The organism is uncultured Nocardioides sp. (genome assembly GCF_947488025.1).
Taxonomy (GTDB): Bacteria; Actinomycetota; Actinomycetes; order Propionibacteriales; family Nocardioidaceae; genus Nocardioides.
The window spans coordinates 316,813-332,737 of record NZ_CANKYS010000003.1 but is presented as its reverse complement, the minus strand read 5'-3'; the positions used below and the strand labels follow the sequence as shown (position 1 = coordinate 332,737).

Here is a 15,925-nt window from a genome sequence, read left to right as displayed (position 1 = left end):
GTCCTGCGGACCACGAAGGGGGAGCGATGGGCGCCAACAGCAGGAAGCGCAAGGCAGCGCGGCAGCGCACGCAGGAGCGGGACGAGTCCGGTGAGGGCCCGATGCGGGCCGGCGAGAGCTGGGACGCTGCGAGGGCCTACGCGGTCGTCGAGGCACACGTGCACCACGCGCTGCGACTGCTCACCCGCAAGAAGCTGAGCGACGACGAGGTCGCACGAGTCGCGGAGCACCTCGTCACCAGGGCGGCGCCGCACCCGAGGCACGTGGTCGAGATCGTGCTGCACGACCTGGCGCAGGTGGTGGTCGGCCACGTGGTGGACGGCGGGTGGTCGCCGTCGGACCTCGGCGAGCTGGTCGCGCGCAACCTCGGCCCGGCGCACCTCACGCTGCTGGCGACGGCCCTGCGCGAGCACGAGCGCAGCAGCGCACGTGCTCAGGCATGGCGGGACGCGGTCGACGCCCTCGACGAGCCGTCACTCGCGCTGGGTCCCGCTGAGCCCGTCGCTGCGCTGCTCGGACTGGTCGCCCTCCTGAACATCGCGCCCCGGCTGACCGATGCGATCGCCGACACTGCCGCGCAGGCGGGACCGGAGCACCCGAAGCTCGCGCGGGTGCGGGCCTTGCTCGCCAAGGCCGAGTCCACCGAGTTCGACGAGGAGGCCGAGATGTTGTCGGCCAAGGCGCAGGAGCTCATCTCCCGCTACGCGCTGGACCGGCTGCTCGAGGACGGGCCGGCACGCGGGCACAGCGACCTGCAGGTGCGGCGCCTCTGGCTCGACAGGCCCTACGTGCGGGCCAAGACGCTGCTGGTCTCGGCAGTGGCCTCGGCCAACCGGTGCCGTGCGGCGGGTGCGGACCAGCTCGGGTTCAGCGTGGTGATCGGGTCTGCGGCCGACCTCGACGCGGTCGAGCTGCTGGTGACCTCCCTGCTGGTGCAGGCGGATGCTGCGATGTTGCGCCACGGTCGCCGCACCAGCGCGAGCGGGACGACCCGGACGAAGTCCTTCCGCCAGGCCTTCCTCACCGCCTACGCCCTCCGCATCGCGGACCGACTGGAGCGGGCCAACGCCGAGGCTGCCCGCGCTGCCGGTGCCGACCTGCTCCCCGTGCTCCGGTCGCAGGAGGCGAAGGTCGCCGAGGAGTTCCTCCGGCTGGTGCCGCACAGCGTCGGCAGGAGCACGACCGTGAGCAACAGCGAGGGCTGGACGGCCGGTCTCGCGGCGGCCGACCTGGCGCAGCTCGGGGTCAACGGACGCCTCGACCACGCCGGGTGACTTTGTGACACCGCGACGCGACGTCAGGACCAGTGGCGCCGCATGACGGTGGTCGCAGCGAACGGGTCCTCGCCCGAGACCGCGGCCACGGTGCCGGCGCCCTCCGGCTTCGCAGCGGCGAGCAGGCGGCCCTCGCCGACCCACCTACGCCAGGCGTCGAGGTAGTGGCCGGCGTTCGTGGCGTTGCGGCCGAGAACGGTCGGGACGGGGTGCCACGCCTCGCCGGTGGCGCGGGCGGCAAGCAGCGCCGAGCGCGCGCCCCGGCGCGTACGGATCAGGCGGTCCGGCAGCTGCGCGTCGGTGTAGCGCGACACCAGGTAGCGCGGAACCCCGACCGGTCCGATCGCCTCGTCGAACGCGGTGGCGAACACCTCGGCGTCGCCCTCGGTGCCGACGAGGCGGAAGCGGTACTCCCCGCCCGGGTGGACGTCGACCGCGAGCGCCGACGCGCCGACGCTCGTCAGCCTGGCAGCGGCAAGGCCGTCCGCGACCGCCGCCGCGACCGCCTCCAGCGGCGGGACGGCCGACGTCAGCGCGAGCTGCTCTCGCACCCACGAGGTGAGGTCGTCCGCGTGCGAACGACCCGTCACCGCGCTCTGGCCGAGGGTCGCGAGCCCGCCCACGGCACCGGCCACGAGCGCCCACTCGCCGACAGCGAGGGACGCTGCGCCAGCACCGGCAGACGCCGCGGCCAGCGCGAACGACGTACGCCAACTGGTCTCGGGCACGGGAGCGCCGGTCGTCATGCCGTCCGAGGTCAGCCGCCACGTCGGTGGCACAGGCGTGAGCGTGACGACCTCGTCGAGCGGCGCGACGTCCGAGGCGGGGCGGCGTACGCGCAACGACGCGAGCGTGACGTCCTGGTAGGGCTCACCCACCTCCCATGCCTCGCGGATGGCGTCACGGTCGGCGGCAGCGACCAGCATCCGGGCGTTGAGGGCGTCGAAGGACTTGACCGGCGGGGGAGCGAAGGGGGAGAAGGACGCGTCGATGTGGGCGACCCCGTCGACGATGTCACCGTCGGCGTCGACCCCGTGGAACCCCTGGTGCTTGCGCACCAGCCGGGACCAGTCGTTGTCGCCCTTGGGGTGCGCCTCCGACACGCACACGACGGTCCAGTTGGTGGCGACCTTGTCCGACCAGGTCGGGTCGGTACGCAGCGCCCGGCCCCTCGTCTGGACGACGGCCGTCAGGGTGGTCGCGGTGGTCAGGTCGATGAGGGTGGAGACGCCGCGGGCGTTCCACCCCTCGCCGAGGAGGCCGCGGGTGCCGACGAGGACCTGGGTCCGGCCGGACTCGAAGAACGCGGTGACGTGGGTGACCCAGGTGCGCGAGGTCCATCCGGACGTGCACGTCGCGACGGCGCCCGCGCTGGTCTCGACGCGGAGCCGCGACGCCAGGTCGGGGTCGCGGCCGGCGACGAAGGCGACGAGGTCCCGCAGCGTCGACGCGGAGGCGGCGACGACGGACCCGGTCACCAGCATCGGGTGGAGGAGGGCGGTGCTCGGGTCCGCCAGCAGGGCCTCGAGTGCCGCGATCGCCGATCCCGCCTCGGCATCGAGGACCCCGTCGAGGGTGACCGGCACGGTCGCGGACGCACGTTCGTGGTCGCACAGCACCAACACGCGTGCCCGCTCCCCGATCGCGGCGTGCTCGGCAGTGATGATCAGGGCGGCTGCGCCGGGCTTGGCGTACGACCTGGCCAGCACGCGGTCGACGGTGGAGCGCCCGCGACGTACGCCGCGACGCGTCCACTGGTAGCCCACCGACGGCAGCGCGGCCTTCACCACCGCGAGCACCTCGGCATCGGCTGCGTCGTCGGACTCGGCGACGTGGTGGAGCAGCCAGTCTCCGAGGAGCCGGACCCAGTCCTCGGCCGACGGGGCGTGCCGGTGCTCCTCACGCAGGCGCGCTCCGACGGGCAGGGCGAGCAGGCCCGCGTGGTGCATGCGCAGCGCGGCGTCGCACAGGTCGGGCTCGCGGTCGGCGAGCGCCGCCCAGGTGGTCGTGGCGGGGACGGGCTCGACGAACCGCGTGGTGAGCCACGCGTAGAACCCGACCGACCCGAAGCCGGGGGTGGTGAGCAGGGTGGTGAGCTCGGTGAAGCGCAGCGCCTCGCTGGTGAGCCAGACCTCCTCGGTGGGCGTGGGGGTGGTCAGCCAGACGAGCTCGTCGAACGGCGCGAGGTGGCCCTCCTTCACCACCGCCGGCACCGAGACGCGGTAGCGGATGCTCCCGAAGAGCTGGTCGACGAGGGCGCGCTGCTCGCCGGCGAGGCTCTCGGGCGGGGTCGCGGTGAGCGCCAGGACGTGGGCACGGCCGACGGCGTCCAGCAGCTCGGCGAGCAGCCGCCCCCACACCTCGAGCAGGTGGTGGCACTCGTCGAGGACGAGCACCAGGCGTGGCTGCGCGCGGATCCGGTCGAAGAGGGCGACGCCGTTGGGGTGGAGCCGGTCGACGACCGTCGTCGTGGAGTCGTCGTCGTCCGCTGCTTCTGAGTCGAAGACCGCCAGGGACTGGTAGGTCAGGCAGGTCAGCGGGCTGCTAAGGGACTTGTCGTCGCTCGCCTCGAGCCCCATCGTCCGCGCCTCCGCGATCCACTGGGACTGGATGGCGGTGTTGGGGGCAAGCACGACGGCGCGCGTGTCGGCGTGTGCCCGGAGCTCGCCGGCCACGGCCTCGAGGCCAACGCGGGTCTTGCCCGCGCCGGGCGGGAGGACGACCCAGGCCCGCGGGTGGTCGGCGTCGTCCCACGCACGAGCGAGTACCTCGAGTGCTTCACGCTGGTGGATGCGCAGTGGCGGTACAGCGGACGTGTCCGGGTCGGGCACGGGCTACGCCTCCTGTACGTCGACGACGTACGCGTCGTGGTCCGAGAGGCGCTTGCCGTCGCACTCCGCCACGACGCGCCGCGCGGTCGCGGCCAGCCCCGCAGGTACGGCGACGTGGTCGATGCTGAGCAGGCCCTCGATGGCGTGGGGTAGGTCGGTCGTCGGGACGACCAGGCCGAGCTCGTCAAGAGCGCTCGCGATCGCGTCACGACCGACCTTTGAGCCGGCGTACTCCTTGCCCGTCAGCGCGTGGTTCCAGTCGCCGCCCCACACCAGGGACGGGGAGGCGCGCAGCCGCAGGAGCAGGTCGTCGACTGCGTTCTGCGTCCGGTCAGCGTGACGCTCGCCGACCCACACCGGACCCGATCGGGCAGCTCGCCACGGCAGCACCGAGCTGACGTACGTCGTCGCGCCGATCTGCGCTGCAGCGCTGGCCGGGTGCGGGTCGGGGCTCGAAGCCATCGGCAGCCGGCTGGCGACCGCAGCCCAGCGACGGCGAGGTGCCATCCGTGCGTCCGACAGGTGCGTCGCGAAGCCGGGCAGGCTCGTCCGCTCGCTGACCTCCGTCAGCAGCCAGACGTCGCAGTCAGCCTCGAGCAGGAGGTTTCGGTGATCGTCCGACCACCGGCCGGCGAGGTTCCACGTCCCGATACGCACGGCCGCATCCTGCCGGACGGATCGGGAGCTCGCCGCCTGCGGTCTACTGCTCGTTCTGGCGGAGCTCCTCGGCCATGACGTCGAGCTGGTCGGGAGCGAGCCCGAGCGCGGTCCGGACGCGCCGGCGTCCGTGGAGCAACATCGCGTCGCCGGGCTCACCGTCCGGATAGCCGTGGGTGAACGGGATGTTGTACCAGCGCAGCGCCTGCCGCAGCTGGTCGTGGATCTCGTACGCCTCGGCCACGAGGTGGCAGGTGGTCGGGCTGACCTCGTCGTCGCGCGCCAAGCCGCGCAACGTCTTGTCGAACTCCGTGACCGACCCCGCGTCGCCCTCGTCGAGGGCCAGCGACAACAGGTTCGCGATCGGGTCGGAGCCCGACTCGCCGCCGTCGCGCATCGCGAGCCGGAAGCAGCGCCGCGCTTCGTCGTACTCCTTCCTCATCTGCCAGTGCTCGCCCGCCGCGATCAACAGCGACGCGCGTCCGTGCTCGCCGGGCTCGAGGTCGTTCGCCTCACGCTCGAACCACGCGGGCTTCTCCTCGAGCGGGACCCGCTCCTCGATCGCGGTCAGCAGGTCGAACAGCTCGTCCTCGGTCATGGGCACAGCCTCGCAGCACCTGCTGCGGAGCCGTCAGGCCACCATGCGGGGCTCGTGGCCGCAGGCGTCGGTCATGAAGTCCACCCAGCCGTGCTCGGTGACCAGGATGAGCTCGCCCGTGTAGACGTCCTGGAAGTGGTTGGCATAGCGCCAGCCTCGGCACCAGACGCCCTCGTTGGGCCCGAAGACCGCGAAGCCGGGTCGCACGACGATGGTCACGGCCTTGTGGTCGGGCCCCTTCCCGTTCTTGCTCCAGGAGAGTCCGAACGCCTCCGTTGCTGCGCGCAGGTGCTCGGAGATGTCGTCGTCATCGTCGAGCAGGGCCGGAACGGGCAGCGGGTCGACGCGGACCAACGTCTGGTGCGTCGACGGGTGGTGGATGAGGGCCAGCCACGCAGTGTCCTCGACGAGGGTCACGGCCTCGGCCACCTCGCGAATCAGCGCCGCCGGATCGCGGAGCTCGTACGGCTTCAGTTCGTCCATGTCGTCACGATGCCCCGATCGCCCGCTGGCGCGCTGGCGTCATCCACAGGCGGCACGTCCGGTCTGGTGTCGGCGTTGCTGCGCGGTGAGGGTGGAAGTCGATCCCGAGGACACTGGAGGACACATGGGTTTCAGCACCGACTTCGTCGGTCACATCGACATCGAACCGTCTTTGAACGACTCAGAGATCGCCTATCTATCCGCATTCAGCGCGTCGCGGCGCTTCGACCGAGGAGACCCGTACGAGGTGCCCGGCAACCCGCGCGCTGAGTCCAGCGACGGTGTGGGTGACCGGTACAACCGTCCGGGCCCGGGGCAGCCGAACCTCTGGTGTGACTGGGAGGTCTGCTGGGACGGGTGCTGCATCTCGTGGAGCGGCAAGGAGAAGTCGTACTCGATGGAGCCGTGGCTGCGGTACGTCATCGATCACTTCTTGAAGACGGGAGCCCACGCGGCCTCGGACCCGCGATTCGACGACTTCACCTTCGACCACGTCCTGTCGGGGACGGTCGTCGGCTGCCGTCGTGACAACAAGGAGCTGTTCGCCATCCGGGTGGAGGACAACGAGGTCAGCCGGGAGGTCATGGTGCGGGCCGATCCGAGGTACGTCGACTACCCGCCGCTGCCCTACGAGGTCGAGATCGACCGTCAGGACGGCGACAGGCGCCGTCGCCGCCGTCGATCCCTGCCGGGGGAGTCCTCGACGGTGGCCCCGCTTGCCCGCCGGCAAGTATGATCAAAGTATGAGCGCCCGCATCACCGTCAGCCTGCCGGACGACCTCGTCGCGTCCGCAGCCGCCGCGGTGGCTGCCGGGCGCGCGACCTCGGTGTCGGCGTACGTCGCGACTGCGATGCGGGAGAAGGCCGAACGCGAGTCCGTGGCCGAGGTGCTGGCTGAGTGGCGCGCCGAGGCCGGGCCCCTCACGACCGCGGACGAGACCTGGGTGCAGGACGCGCTCGCCAGCGCGCAGCTCGAGCCGTGACCCGCGGCTTCTGCCTGGACGCTGGCGCCCTCATCGCCCTCGATCGCGGACAGTCGCGGGTGGTCCACCTGCTCGACCGGGTGATCGCCGCCGGTGGGGCCTTGGAGATCCCCACTCCGGTCATCGCCCAGGTGTGGCGCGACGGGTCGCGGCAGGCGCGGCTCTCGCGCCTGCTCGGCGCGAGCGACGTCGTCCTGGTCGGCCTCGATGCTGAGATGGCGCGCGCCGTCGGAGTGCTGTGCGGAGCGGCCGGCGTCGCCGACGTGGTGGACGGGCACGTCGCCCTGCACGCGCGACGTAGCGACCTGGCCGTCCTGACGTCGGACCCCGACGACATCGCGCGGCTGGACCCCACCCTGACCATCGTCACGGTCTAGGTGCCGGTGGCGCAGGTCGCCGGCTCGCGCAGGCGCTGAACGAGGCCGAACAGCAGGATGGCGGAGTCGCTCGGCTACCCCGGTCGTACGCGGGCCCGTCGCCGACGTCGCCTGAGTCGGCGGGCTGACGCCGTCCCACTGGCGCCGGGCCGAGCTCGGATCAGTCGCGCTCCCAGGGCGCCTCGTCGCCCATCTTCGCGTAGTACTTCGCGAGGTGGCTCTTGACGCGATCGACGTCCTTCGCAGGCAGGTCCACGCCGCCGCGCCCTCCGGCCATGACGTTGCCCGCGGCCATCACGCCACGCGGCACCGCGCGCAGCCTGCCGTCGACGACGTCGGCGACCAGCAGCTTGTAGGCGGTGAAGTTGTCCTTCTTGTCCGCGTCGTACCAGACGTGGGCGTCGCGGTACTTCTCGTTCGGCTCGTCCTCCGCACCGGCCCACTTCCGCACGCGCTTCTCGGCGGCGTCACCGTCCCAGTCGTGGTCGCGATCGGCGAGGGGCAGGTCCTGGAAGCTCGTCACAGCCATGCCTCCACCGTGCGCCGCGATGACCGTGGCAGCCACACCCGGAGGGACGGTCAGGCCTTCCGGGTCAGCTCCAGGCGCCAGAGCTCGGGACCCGAGTCGCGGTAGGACACGGCGTAGGCGCCGGGGGCGCGCTGCTCGAGCTGGGCCAGGAGTGGCAACGGGTCGTGGTCGGCGGCCAGCAGGAGACCGGCGCCGGGGCGCAGGCCCTCCAGCGCGCCGAAGATGGTCGCGTGACGGATGGCGTGCGGGATGGTGCGCACGTCGAGCTCGGGCAGGCCCGCCTCGTCGTGGCCTCCGCACCCGCACTGGTGCCCGCCGTGGCCGGCCTCTGCGCTCGGGGCGTCCTCGACGTGGTCGTCGTGACCGCCGAGGAGCTCGTGCATGCCGGTCAGCATCTCGGCCACCGAGTAGTCGGGTGAGGCGACAAGGGCCGGGATGAGCTGGTCGTTCTCCTTGGCGAGGTGGCTGCCGAAGAGCGTCTCGAGGGACCGGGCGACCGCGGCGGCTTCGACCGGGTCAGCCGCAGCCTCGAGGTCGCCCACCAGCCGGTGGATGAGGACGTGCTCGGCGAGCATGGCCTCGACCAGCAGCCGCGCCTCGGCGATCTGCGCGGCGGCCGGGTAGAGGGTCTTCTCCTCCGCGGTCGCGTGCGGGACGAGCTCGTCGCGCAGCCAGGACAGCAGGCCCTGCCGCGCGGATTGGGCCTGGTCGGTGCGTGCCGATCGCACGACACCGGCCGTGAGAACGGCGAGCCGGCCCGCCATCTCGGCGTGGTGCTGCTCGACCTTCTCGGCGGCCTCGGCGTCGGCGTGGCTGCTGGCGATGGTGACGGTGGACATGGGTGCCTCCTCGGTGGGCATGGGGTTCAGGAATAACCTACAATGAATCCCGTGGAAATAAATGAGCAGGGCGTCACCGCCGCCCAGGCACGCGTGCTGGCCACCCTCCGCGACGCGGGCCGTGCGCTGACGCTGGGGGAGCTGCAGGAGCGCACCGGCCTGCACCCGAACACCCTGCGCGGCCACCTCGACGCGATCGTGGCGGGAGGCAACGCGAGCCGTATCGCCAGCCGGAGCGGCGGTCGTGGTCGCCCCGCGTGGAGCTACCTCGCCCGCGAGCCGGAGTACGCCGCCCTCGCGATGGCGCTCGCCTCCGGCCTGGACCGGGGGCGGGCGACGGACTCGGACCTCGACTCCGACACCAGCGATGGCGAGGGCCAGGCACGCACCCTCGACCCCGCGGCCGTGCGCGGCGGCCGGGCCTGGGGCGAGCAGCTCCGGTCCCAGCTCGGAGCGGTCGAGGACGGCCGCGAGCGCGTGCTGCTGGCCCTCGCCCACACGGGCTTCGCCCCGGAGGCCGATGGCGACCGGGTCACCCTGAACGCCTGCCCCATCCTCGAGGCGGCGCGGTCGCACCCCGCCGTCGTGTGCGCGGTCCACCTCGGCCTCGTCGAGGGCGTGCTCGGCGCTGAGGGAGCAGGGCTCCGCCCGCGCCCCGAGACCCTCGGCTGCGTGGTGAGCCTCCCGTGAACGGGCGGCGGGCACCCGCGCCGCGCGCGCTGCTGGCGGTCCCGGCAGCCGTCGCGATGGTGGTCGGCGTCGACGCCGGACTCACCCTGCTGGGCGTGTGGGCGCCGGTGCCCTCGGGCCGCCTGGGCGAGGCCCACGGGCTGCTCATGGTGCTCGGCTTCGTCGGCACGCTCGTCGCGCTCGAGCGTGCCGTGGCGCTCGGTGCCTCCTGGGGCTACGCAGCCCCCGCGCTCCTGGGAACCGGCGCCCTGGCGCTGCTCGTGCCGGGCGTGGGCCGGCTGGGCCACCTCCTCCTGGTGGCCGGCGCGGCCGGGTTGTGCGCGCTCTACGTCCCGCTGTGGCGGCGCCAGCGCGACGACGCGGTCCTGGTCTCCGCACTCGGCGCGGTCCTCGCGCTCGGTGGCGCGGTGCTCGTCCTCGGCGGCGCCGACCTGGCCCTCGCGTTGCCCTGGCTGGCCGGTTTCGTCGTGCTGACCATCGCCGGCGAGCGGCTCGAGCTGGCTCGGCTGGCGATGCCGGCGGGGGCGGGGACGTCGCTGGTGCTGCTGGGCCTCGCGGTCACGGTGAGCGTCCCGGCCGCGACGATGTGGCCACGTGTCGGAGCAGGTGTGCTCGGGCTGGTGGTCCTGCTGCTGGCGGCCTGGCTCGCGGCGTACGACGTGGCGCGGCGGACCGTACGCTCCACCGGCCTCCCGCGCTTCGCGGCCGCCTGCATGCTGGCCGGCCAGGGGTGGCTGGCCGTCGCGGGCGGCATCTGGCTGGTCGCCGGGCAGCCCGCGGACGGTGCGGCGTACGACGCGCTGGTGCACGCGGTCTTCCTCGGGTTCACGATCTCGATGATCATGGCGCACGCTCCCTCGATCCTGCCGGCGGTGACGCGGGTGCCACTGCCGTACCGGCCCGCCATGTGGGCTCCGTGGCTGCTGCTCCAGGTCTCCCTCGTCCTCCGCCTCTGGGGAGGCGACGCGCTCGGCAGCGACCTGGCGCGCGAGGTCGGCGGGGCCGGCAACGCGGTGGCACTGCTGCTGTTCTTCGGCGTCGCGGCCGCCAGCACGGTGATCGGTCCGCCCGAGCCGCGGGCTGCCGTGTCCACCGAGCGCCAGCCCGAGGTCGCGCGATGACGACACTGCAGACGTCCTCCGGGACCCGCGCCGACGAGCCGAGGACCGGCACCCGCGGCTTCTGGCCGATCCGGGACCTGCCGGTCGTGGGCTGGCTGCTGGCGGCCGTGGTCGTGGCCCTCGTGCACCGGTGGGTTCCCGAGCCGCGCTGGCTCCTGCTGCACCTGCTCCTGCTCGGCGCCGCCGGCCACGCGATCCTCGTGTGGAGCCGCTACTTCGCCGACACCCTCCTGCGCGGCCCGGCGACGCCGCGGCGGGAGCAGTCGATCCGCCTGGCGACCTTCGACCTCGGCGCCGTCGCGGTCGCGATCGGCGTCGCCTTCGACGGGTGGCTCCTCGTCCTGACCGGCGCGGTGGCCGTGGCGCTGGCGGTCACCTGGCACGTGGCGTCCCTGGCGCGGGGCCTGCGCGGCAGGTTCCGCTCACGCTTCGCACCGACGGTCCACTACTACCTCGCCGCGGGTGCCCTGCTCCCCGTCGGCGCGACGCTGGGCGTGTGGCTCGCCCGCGGGCTGACCGATCCACTCGACGCCCGGGTGCGCATCGCCCACGCCGGCATCAACGTGCTCGGCTGGGTGGGCCTCACCGTGCTGGGGACCCTCGTCACCCTCTGGCCGACCATGCTGCGCACCCGGCTGGCCGAGGGTGCGGAGAAGGCGTCCCGCGCCGCGCTGCCCGTGCTGGCCGCGGGGATCGGCCTCGTGGCGGCCGCCGCGTGGGCGGACCAGCCCCGCGTCGTCGCGGTCGGCCTGGTGACCTACCTCGGCGGCGTCCTCGTCCTGGCCCGCCCGATGGTGGACGCGGCGCAGGTGAAGCCGCCCGGCAGCTTCCCCACGTGGTCCGTCGGCGCGGGCGTGCTGTGGCTGGTCGCGATGCTGACGTGGGTGTCGGCGCGGGTCGCGGTCGGGGGGCAGTGGGACGACGTGTCCCGGGCGCTGCACGACGCCGCGCCCTACCTCGCCGCCGGGTTCGTCGCCCAGGTGCTGCTCGGCGCCCTCTCCTACCTCGTGCCGGTGGTGCTCGGCGGCGGCCCGGCGTCCGTACGCGCCGCCAACCGCGCGCTCGACTCGGCGGGGGCGCTGCGGGTGGCCCTCGCCAACGTGGGCCTGGTGTGGTGCCTGCTGCCGGTGCCGAGCGTCGTACGGGTGGTGGCGTCGGTGCTGGTGCTCGGCGCGCTCGCGAGCTTCGTCCCGTTGCTGCTGCGAGCCGTACGCCTGCGTCACCGGGGCGAGGCACCCCCGGCGGCCGCCGTGCGTCCTCGTGGCCAGAACACCGGGCTGGCCGCTGTCGGGGTGGCGCTCGCCGTGCTGGCCGTGGCCGTCGGCGGTGCCGTCGACCCGGCCGCGCTGGGCCGGGCGGGCTCCGCGGACGCCGGTGTCGCACCCACCGGTCGAACCGTCGAGGTCGAGGTCGTGGCCGGCGAGATGCGGTTCACCCCCGACCGCGTCGAGGTGGCGGCCGGTGACCGGCTGGTCATCACGTTGCGCAACGAGAGCGCGGGCGACGTCCACGACCTGGTCCTGGAGACCGGTGCCGACACCGGTCGCATCGCGCCGGGGGAGGAGGCCGAGCTGGACGTCGGCGTCGTCGGTCGCGACCTCGATGGCTGGTGCTCGGTCGTCGGGCACCGCCAGATGGGGATGACGTTCGCGGTGGAGGTCGCCGGCGGGGACCCGGACGCTTCCGGCGAAGGCGCGGTGGGCGACCCGGCGGAGCCGGCCGGGCACGAGGACCACGGCCACGACGCGTCGGGGGCGCCGATCGGCTCCGCGGGCGAGCCGGGCCCGGACTTCTCGGCGTACGACCCGGTCCTGCCGCCCCTGGCACCGGGACGGGTCCACCGGCGCACCTTCCGGATCACCGAGCAGCAGGCGGAGGTGGCTCCCGGGGTGACCCAGGAGGTGTGGACCTTCAACGGCACCGCGCCCGGCCCGGTGCTCCGCGGGCGCGTCGGCGACCGGTTCGTCATCACGCTCGTCAACGACGGGACGATGGGCCACTCGATCGACTTCCACGCGGGGGTGCGCGCGCCCGACGAGGTGATGCGCACGATCCCACCCGGGGAGTCGCTGACCTACCGCTTCACCGCGACCCGGGCCGGGGTGTGGATGTACCACTGCTCCACGATGCCGATGACCGCGCACATCGCCAACGGTCTCTTCGGCGCCGTCGTCATCGAGCCGCCCGGCCTGCCCCGTGTCGACCGCGAGTACGTGCTCGTCCAGTCCGAGCAGTACCACGGGGCCGAGGGTGCGGTCGCCGACCTCGACAAGGTGGCGGGCGAGGACGCGGACGCCGTGGTGTTCAACGGCTACCCCGACCAGTACGCGCACCAGCCGCTGCGTGCCCGGACCGGCGAGCGGGTCCGGCTCTGGGTGCTCGACGCGGGTCCGAGTCGCGCCTCCTCCTTCCACGTCGTCGGCGGACAGTTCGACACCGTGTTCAACGAGGGCGCGTGGCAGCTCGGCGGCCGATCGGGCCCGGCGCGCGACGGGGGAGCGCAGGTGCTGCCCCTGGTGCCGGCCCAGGGCGGGTTCGTCGAGCTGGTGCTGGACGAGCCGGGCGACTACCCGTTCGTCAGTCACGTCATGGTCGACGCCGAGCGCGGGGCTCGCGGGGTGCTGCGGGTCCGGGGGGACGGCTGAGCGGCAGGATCCTGCGACACCGTCACATCAGCCCGTGCTCGTACGCGTAGGCCGCGGCAGCGGTCCGCGACGCGACGTCGAGCTTGGTGAAGATGTTGGACAGGTGGCGGGCGACGGTCTTCTCGCTGAGCACCAGCTCGGCTGCGATCTGGGGGTTGGTGCGGCCGGTGGCGACGAGGCGGAGCACCTCGACCTCGCGGGGGGTGAGGCCCGCCGGCGACGCGACCGGCGCGAGCAGCGCCGAGACGAGGTCTGCCGCAGGACGGGCACCCAGGCGGCGGAAGCAGTCCCGCGCGGCCTCGAGCTCGCGGCGCGAGGCGGCGTCGTCGCCGAGCCGGGCGAGCGCCCGGCCGCGGAGGACACCGGCGCGCGAGGCGTCGTACGGTGCGGACGCGCGTGCCCACAGCTGGCCGGCCTTGCGGAGGAAGGGCAGGGCTCCCGCCGGGTCGTCGGCAGCGAGCTCGACCGCCCCGGAGCACTCGGCGGCCATCGCCGTGAGGGCCTCCGAGCAGGCCAGGGCCGACAGCTCGTCGGCAGCAGACCGCGCGCGGTCCACCTGCCCGGACGCGAGGAGGACCTCGACCGCGGCGGGCAGGACGCGACAGCGCGCCACGGCACCGACCTCCTCGGCCAGCATGCGCTCGACGGCAGCCAGCGCCGCAGCGTCCTGCCCACGGGCGAGCCACAGCAGGGCGAGCCCGGGCTGGGGGTCGCAGCCGTGGTCGGACGCACGCTGGTAGGCGAGGTCGGCCTCGTCGAGGTCGCCGCGCAGGCGCAGGACGTCGCCCGACTCGCGCGCCGTGAGGCCGATGGCGTCCGGCGACCCGACATCGACGTAGCGCTGCGCGGCGAGCGCGAGCTCGTCGAGCGCCTGCGCCCAGTCGCCGTGCACCCGGAACAGCTGGCCGCGGTGCAGGGCGCACTGGCCGGTGAAGAGGAGCAGCCCGGGCTGTGCGGAGCACCACCGCTCGAGGGCGGAGGCCCACTCCGCGACCCGACCGAAGTCGCTGATCTCCTGGCAGCCTTCGATCGCCGTGCAGTAGACGTGCCCGGCGATGATGGGGGTGCACTCGCCGGCGATCACCCGCACCATCGCCTCGTCCAGGCAGGCGAGGCCGTCGGGGATGCGGCCGGTGTAGAGCCGCAGCCGCCCCTGACCGGTGAGCCCCATCGCCACGAGGTCGGGATCACGGTTGCGGCGCCCCGCCTCGGTGGCGAGGTCGGCCTGCTGCGACGCCTGCGGGATCTCGCCGCGGTCGAGGTGGCCGAACATCCGCAGGAAGGCCACCCAGCCCGCCTCTGCCGAGTCCGCGCCGACGTCGGGGAGCAGCGCCTGCGCCCGCGCCGACCACCCGGAGAAGAGGGCCGGCTCCCCGTGGGTCGCACAGCTCATCGCCAGCCGGAAGGCCGTGTGCACGGCACCTCGGGAGTCATCCGCCTGCTCGTGCAGCCGGAACTCCTGCTGCAGCGCGAGCACTGTCGTGTCGTGGTGCCCGAGCAGCTCGGACGCGGTGGCGAGGTCGTCGAGGTCGGCTGCCGGGAGCCCGGCGAGGTCGGCGCGCGCCCAGACGTCGTACGCCTCGGGCCAGTCGCCGCGCTCGTAGGCCTGGCGTGCGCGGTCGACGTCGCCGGCCACGGCCATCGCCCTCACCTCCTCCTCGAGCGTACGACCACTCACGCCGCCGCGGGGTGGCTCGAGGTCACCGGCTCCGGACTGCGGGAACGGCTCGCGACCCGGTCGGCGACGTACGCCGCGTCCCGGCCGACGCCGGCCATGAGCATCGAGCTGAACGAGTACTGGAAGGCCAGGCCGCAGAAGAACAGGCCCGGTGCGTCGGCGACGACGCCGCGCTCTTCCCTCGGCCAGCCGTCCTCGTCGAGGACGGGGAGGTGGATCCAGTCGAAGACCTGCCGGAAGCCGGTGGCCCACACGACGGTGGACACGTCACGCGGTGTGCCGTCGACGACGGGCCGCCCGTCGCGCGACTCCTCGACCCGGCTGGTGACGCGCTCGACGCCGCGCTCGGCGAGGTCGCGCCGCTTGACGCGGAGCATCGGGCCACCGTGGCGACGCAGCTCGTCCTTGAGCTTGGCGCGCATCGGGCTGCGCCGGGTGAGGACGTGCCTCCAGGCGAACAGCAGGACCGGGAAGACCACGCGGAAGGCCGGTGAGCCGAGCCGAGGCGGGATCTCGCCGCAGTCCCGCCCGGCGAGGATCACCGGGTGCGTCTCGGCCAGCTCGTAGGCGATGTCGGTGCCGGAGTGGCTCGCGCCGACGACCAGCACGGCGCCGTCGTTGACCTGGCTGGGCCGGCGGTACTCGCTGGAGTGCAGCTGCAGGATGCTCGGGTCGAGTGCTGCCGCCACGTCGGGGACCAGTGGGCTCCGGCCGAACGTCCCGGTCCCGACGACGACGTTGCGACAGGTGAACCGGCCGCGGTCCGTCGTCACGACGTAGCCCTCGCCGTGCGGGTCGAGCGCCTGCACCCGGGTCTCGAGGCGCACGGGCAGCTCGAACGTGCGGGCGTAGGTCTCCAGGTAGTCGCCGACGGCGTCCTTGCCCGGGAAGGTCCAGCGCGGTGCGGGGAACGGCAGGCCGGGCAGGCCGTCGAACTGGGCGGCGGAGTAGAGCCGGAGGCTGTCCCACTGCCGTCGCCAGTTGTCGCCGACGCGGCTGGCCGCGTCGAGGATGACGAAGGGCACGCCGCGGCGCTGCAGGTGGTAGCCGGTCGACAGTCCGGCCTGGCCGGCTCCGATGATGACGGTGTCGATGTCTGTGGTGTCCATGGCTCGACGCTATTTCCGCGACGGCACCCGCCGCGTCGGGTGGAATGCCCATCTCGTACGCCGTCCCCGATGGGTGGATGCACCCATCCGCTGCGGTGCGCGTGCCCAAAA

The 15,925-nt window shown here is 73.5% G+C and carries 15 protein-coding genes; 7 read left to right on the top strand and 8 right to left on the bottom strand.

Annotated features, from left to right (window positions below):
- Positions 1 to 26 precede the first annotated feature (26 nt).
- A complete protein-coding gene (locus tag Q1B24_RS08180) occupies positions 27 to 1,274 on the top strand; it encodes a DUF2786 domain-containing protein (protein WP_299926084.1) in 1,248 nt (415 codons plus the stop codon).
- Positions 1,275 to 1,297: 23 nt separating this feature from the next.
- On the opposite strand, the gene Q1B24_RS08175 is transcribed toward Q1B24_RS08180, so the two are convergent.
- The 4 genes from Q1B24_RS08175 to Q1B24_RS08160 are packed head-to-tail and all read right to left on the bottom strand — an operon-like array spanning position 1,298 to position 5,843.
- Complete coding sequence (locus Q1B24_RS08175; RefSeq protein ID WP_299926081.1) at positions 1,298 to 4,105, bottom strand: DEAD/DEAH box helicase family protein; 2,808 nt, start codon at positions 4,103 to 4,105, stop codon at positions 1,298 to 1,300.
- A 3-nt stretch (positions 4,106 to 4,108) separates the two neighbouring features.
- On the bottom strand, positions 4,109 to 4,762 hold the full coding sequence (locus tag Q1B24_RS08170) for an endonuclease/exonuclease/phosphatase family protein (protein WP_299926078.1): 654 nt from the start codon (positions 4,760 to 4,762) through the stop codon (positions 4,109 to 4,111).
- 43 nt (positions 4,763 to 4,805) lie between these two features.
- Positions 4,806 to 5,360 (bottom strand): hypothetical protein, encoded by a 555-nt coding sequence (locus Q1B24_RS08165; protein ID WP_299926075.1) that lies wholly within the window; start codon positions 5,358 to 5,360, stop codon positions 4,806 to 4,808.
- Between the two features lie 33 nt (positions 5,361 to 5,393).
- A complete protein-coding gene (locus Q1B24_RS08160) occupies positions 5,394 to 5,843 on the bottom strand; it encodes a hypothetical protein (protein WP_299926072.1) in 450 nt (149 codons plus the stop codon).
- A gap of 124 nt (positions 5,844 to 5,967) precedes the next feature.
- On the opposite strand from Q1B24_RS08160, the gene Q1B24_RS08155 reads away from it, so the two are divergent.
- Genes Q1B24_RS08155 through Q1B24_RS08145 form a run of 3 tightly spaced genes read left to right on the top strand, consistent with a single transcriptional unit; the run spans position 5,968 to position 7,203 of the window.
- Positions 5,968 to 6,579 (top strand): hypothetical protein, encoded by a 612-nt coding sequence (locus Q1B24_RS08155; RefSeq protein WP_299926069.1) that lies wholly within the window; start codon positions 5,968 to 5,970, stop codon positions 6,577 to 6,579.
- Between the two features lie 7 nt (positions 6,580 to 6,586).
- Positions 6,587 to 6,826, top strand: a complete 240-nt coding sequence (locus Q1B24_RS08150) for a hypothetical protein (RefSeq protein ID WP_299926066.1) — start codon at positions 6,587 to 6,589, stop codon at positions 6,824 to 6,826.
- Positions 6,823 to 7,203 carry a hypothetical protein gene (locus Q1B24_RS08145; protein WP_299926061.1) on the top strand — a complete coding sequence of 127 codons (381 nt, stop codon included), beginning with the start codon at positions 6,823 to 6,825 and terminating at the stop codon, positions 7,201 to 7,203. The genes Q1B24_RS08150 and Q1B24_RS08145 overlap by 4 nt, the downstream gene beginning before the upstream one ends.
- A gap of 160 nt (positions 7,204 to 7,363) precedes the next feature.
- Here the strand turns inward: Q1B24_RS08145 and Q1B24_RS08140 are convergent, their stop codons facing one another.
- Both Q1B24_RS08140 and Q1B24_RS08135 read right to left on the bottom strand, forming a co-directional pair.
- Positions 7,364 to 7,732 (bottom strand): hypothetical protein, encoded by a 369-nt coding sequence (locus Q1B24_RS08140; RefSeq protein ID WP_299926058.1) that lies wholly within the window; start codon positions 7,730 to 7,732, stop codon positions 7,364 to 7,366.
- Positions 7,733 to 7,782: 50 nt separating this feature from the next.
- Positions 7,783 to 8,571, bottom strand: coding sequence for a DUF2249 domain-containing protein (locus Q1B24_RS08135; protein WP_299926055.1), 789 nt, complete (start codon positions 8,569 to 8,571; stop codon positions 7,783 to 7,785).
- 51 nt (positions 8,572 to 8,622) lie between these two features.
- Here Q1B24_RS08135 and Q1B24_RS08130 point away from each other — a divergent pair, with 51 nt between their 5' ends.
- The 3 genes from Q1B24_RS08130 to Q1B24_RS08120 are packed head-to-tail and all read left to right on the top strand — an operon-like array spanning position 8,623 to position 13,027.
- Positions 8,623 to 9,261: a helix-turn-helix domain-containing protein gene (locus tag Q1B24_RS08130; protein ID WP_299926053.1), complete on the top strand. Its 639-nt coding sequence runs from the start codon at positions 8,623 to 8,625 to the stop codon at positions 9,259 to 9,261.
- Positions 9,258 to 10,382, top strand: coding sequence for a hypothetical protein (locus Q1B24_RS08125; protein WP_299926050.1), 1,125 nt, complete (start codon positions 9,258 to 9,260; stop codon positions 10,380 to 10,382). The genes Q1B24_RS08130 and Q1B24_RS08125 overlap by 4 nt, the downstream gene beginning before the upstream one ends.
- On the top strand, positions 10,379 to 13,027 hold the full coding sequence (locus tag Q1B24_RS08120; protein ID WP_299926047.1) for a multicopper oxidase domain-containing protein: 2,649 nt from the start codon (positions 10,379 to 10,381) through the stop codon (positions 13,025 to 13,027). Before Q1B24_RS08125 ends, Q1B24_RS08120 begins: the two co-directional genes overlap by 4 nt.
- 22 nt (positions 13,028 to 13,049) lie before the next feature.
- On the opposite strand, the gene Q1B24_RS08115 is transcribed toward Q1B24_RS08120, so the two are convergent.
- Positions 13,050 to 14,705 (bottom strand): LuxR family transcriptional regulator, encoded by a 1,656-nt coding sequence (locus tag Q1B24_RS08115; protein ID WP_299926044.1) that lies wholly within the window; start codon positions 14,703 to 14,705, stop codon positions 13,050 to 13,052.
- Entirely contained in the window at positions 14,702 to 15,814 is a 1,113-nt protein-coding gene (locus Q1B24_RS08110) for an NAD(P)/FAD-dependent oxidoreductase (protein WP_299926041.1), read from the bottom strand. Before Q1B24_RS08110 ends, Q1B24_RS08115 begins: the two co-directional genes overlap by 4 nt.
- Positions 15,815 to 15,925: the final 111 nt, after the last annotated feature.

Coding starts and splice junctions, on each gene's coding strand:
- Q1B24_RS08180 (WP_299926084.1), top strand. CDS start 27: ATGGGCGCCAACAGCAGGAAGCGCAAGGCAGCGCGGCAGCGCACGCAG.
- Q1B24_RS08165 (WP_299926075.1), bottom strand. CDS start 5,360: ATGACCGAGGACGAGCTGTTCGACCTGCTGACCGCGATCGAGGAGCGG.
- Q1B24_RS08160 (WP_299926072.1), bottom strand. CDS start 5,843: ATGGACGAACTGAAGCCGTACGAGCTCCGCGATCCGGCGGCGCTGATT.
- Q1B24_RS08155 (WP_299926069.1), top strand. CDS start 5,968: ATGGGTTTCAGCACCGACTTCGTCGGTCACATCGACATCGAACCGTCT.
- Q1B24_RS08150 (WP_299926066.1), top strand. CDS start 6,587: ATGAGCGCCCGCATCACCGTCAGCCTGCCGGACGACCTCGTCGCGTCC.
- Q1B24_RS08140 (WP_299926058.1), bottom strand. CDS start 7,732: ATGGCTGTGACGAGCTTCCAGGACCTGCCCCTCGCCGATCGCGACCAC.
- Q1B24_RS08135 (WP_299926055.1), bottom strand. CDS start 8,571: ATGTCCACCGTCACCATCGCCAGCAGCCACGCCGACGCCGAGGCCGCC.
- Q1B24_RS08120 (WP_299926047.1), top strand. CDS start 10,379: ATGACGACACTGCAGACGTCCTCCGGGACCCGCGCCGACGAGCCGAGG.
- Q1B24_RS08110 (WP_299926041.1), bottom strand. CDS start 15,814: ATGGACACCACAGACATCGACACCGTCATCATCGGAGCCGGCCAGGCC.